Genomic DNA, 2,687 nt, shown 5'->3' on the forward strand with positions numbered 1-2,687 from the left:
TCCGCTGTTAAACCAATATTGACATAGTCCCTATTTTGGGACAGCAAAAAAGGCTCTCCGTCTTACGATGCAACTGTCGAAGAAACATCTGAGAGGAGAACCTATGAATGGGATTATAGACCAAATCAAAGGCATGGTTTTAGCAGAGAAGCGCGAATTAGCCGTCGCACTCAAAGCTGCAATCGCTGAGGATATTGCACGCTCGGCTACCAACGAGCCTGACCGGTGTCCACGGTGCGGCTGTCCCACTTTCGTGCGCAAGGGTCACGACGTATCGGGTGCACAGCGCTGGCTGTGCGGGGGTTGCGCGCGCACCTTCGGCACTAAGACCCTTGGGCTCATCAGCCGCTCTAAGCTGCCATCCTCGGCGTGGATGGAGTTCGCCGCCTGCATGGCCGACAATCTGTCCTTGCGCGAGAGCGCGTCAAGGGTCGATGTGTCGCTCTACACAGCTTGGTTTATGAGGATGCGCGTCTGTGAGGTCATGGGGCGCAGGCTGCTGAGCCTGCGCGGCGAGGTCTTCGAAGTCGATGGTACGTACTTCCATGAGTCCCTGCCGGGCAACCATACTCACAATCAGTGGTTTGAACTCAGGCGCGAGCCTCACCGCACCGGCCACGATGCCGCCTCGGGCGGTCTGTCGAAGAAGGCGTGCGTACTCTGTGGTATCAGCGAGCTGGGCGACTGCTTCTGCGAGCTTATCGATGGCGCCGAGGATAAGGCGAGCGTCTCTATCGTTTTGGACGCGAGGCTTACGTCGTCGTGTTCGATTGTGACCGACGGACGCAAATCCTATGTCTCCTCAGTGCTTCAAGACAGGTTTCATGAGGTTAGATCGAGCAAGGAACTCTCGATGGTGAACACTCTACATTCACGGCTCAAGGCCTTTATCGGCCGCTTTAACGGAGTGTCTAACCGCAGGCTTCAGCGCTACCTGGACTGGTTCTGCTGGCGCGAACAGTTCCGCAATGCCGCAAGGGATCGCAGGGAGTTGCTCTACTCTCACGAGGTATCCGGTATCTACGTCTGTACGCGGACGTTGACCCATCTGGAGCCTCATCCGTTTATGAGCTGCATCAATAGGTGGACAATCGGCGAAAGGTACGGGTATATGTCAATGGTGGTTTNGGTTTCATATGACCGATGATTCGTCAATAGGCAAAAGGCACCCAGCCCGTCCGGCCGGACGGGCTGGGCATCGTCTCCCGGCCATCTTCTCCGCCAAGACGTGTTTCCAACGTCAAGCACTGTGAACAGTCTCATATCCGCGTGTCGCCGCCCCGAAAACGGGGTCTGGTTGCCGCAGTGGAATGCCTTCGGCTGGACGGTGCCGCTTCTCGGTCGAACAGGCCTCGACTCTAACGCCGCACGCGGCCCTTGCGGGCTGTGCATAAACCGGTCGCGGTTCGTCCCGGCGCCATCGGCGGCTCGCTTGGCCGGGTTCCTATATCAAGCGGGCATCGGGGCCCGCTTCGATATCCGTCAGGCGGGCATCACCGCTATATGGTAGATCCATTCGCACAGCTCGCGCGCTATCGCCGTCTTCGCTTTGTTCGGGTTCACGTTGCGCTTTCTCAGGGCCGCGCGACGGCCCATGAGCCGCTTGGCGCATTTCTCCGCCTTCGCGCGCACCGCTTCGGGAACGCGGGGATCCTCTCTTCTCACGGCCTTGAAGCCCCTCGAGTAGCATCCGGCGGCTTCGACGAGGATTCTGCGTAGATGCGAGTTGCCCGTTTTCGCTATCTTGCCGTGGGAGGTTTTGCCTCCGCTCGAGCTTTCCGAGGGGACGAGCCCCATGAAGGAGGCGAAGGCGGCCCCGTTCCTGAACCGCTCGAAGTCGTAGACCTCGCAGACCAGGGAGAAGGCGCCGACCCTGCCTATGCCGTGAATGCATTCGAAACGCGCCATGCGCCCCGCAAGCTCGGCGGAGCCGGATATGATGCGAAGGATCTCGCTTTCCACTTCCGCCAGGCGCTCGGCGAGCCTCAGGACGGCGTTCATCTTCATCCTGAAGACGAACGTGTCCGCAGCCTGCTCGAACTCGTAGGATCCGGCCCATTGGTAAAACGTCTTGGTCCAACGGGCCTTGGTGAGCGTGTAGCTCGTTCTCGTGAGCAGCAGGAAAGACGCGACCCTTTGCTTGGCGCGCCTCAGGTCCGCGGCGACCTCGCCGCGCAGCCGCGACAGGTGGCACAGCGCCTCTTCTTCCGGAGAGGGCACGCGCACCGGGCGAACCGACCCGCAGGCGAGCATGCGGGCGAGCCACTCGGCGTCCCGCTTGTCGTTCTTCTGCCGGTCGGTTCGTCGGGGAAGCTTGGACACCGCGGCCACCGTGCAAGGGATGCCCTCGCCGCCCAGGGAGCGCGCGAGCCCGAAGCCCGTAGGGCCTGATTCGTAAACGCAGTGCAAGGGGGTCGGGAAGTCGTTTTCGTCGATCCAGGAAACGAGCTGGGCGGGGTCGCCCGACAGCGTTGAGCGCCTGACCTCCCCCGTTTCCAGCACAAGCGCGCAGACCGAGTTCTTCCTGGCGTGCGCATCGATTCCCACGATGGTAGAATAACTCATCGAAGCCTCCTTCGTTGCCTGTGGCACGCGACCACGTTCCTGTAGATGGAAACGATTGTCGCCCAACCCACGATTTGCATAAAGGAGGCTTCACCGATTCTCATCGGTCATATTCTTTAACA

The 2,687-nt window shown here is 60.2% G+C and carries 2 protein-coding genes; one reads left to right on the top strand and one right to left on the bottom strand.

Annotation, left to right across the window (positions count from 1 at the left end):
• Nucleotides 1-133 precede the first annotated feature (133 nt).
• Entirely contained in the window at nt 134-1,147 is a 1,014-nt protein-coding gene (locus HCH03_RS16180) for an IS1595 family transposase (protein WP_438821631.1), read from the top strand.
• A 335-nt stretch (nt 1,148-1,482) separates the two neighbouring features.
• Here the strand turns inward: HCH03_RS16180 and HCH03_RS16185 are convergent, their stop codons facing one another.
• Nucleotides 1,483-2,565: an IS110 family transposase gene (locus HCH03_RS16185; protein ID WP_221690331.1), complete on the bottom strand. Its 1,083-nt coding sequence runs from the start codon at nt 2,563-2,565 to the stop codon at nt 1,483-1,485.
• Nucleotides 2,566-2,687 lie beyond the last annotated feature (122 nt).

The organism is Gordonibacter massiliensis (ex Traore et al. 2017) (genome assembly GCF_019731765.1).
In the GTDB taxonomy this organism is placed as follows: Bacteria; Actinomycetota; Coriobacteriia; order Coriobacteriales; family Eggerthellaceae; genus Gordonibacter; species Gordonibacter massiliensis.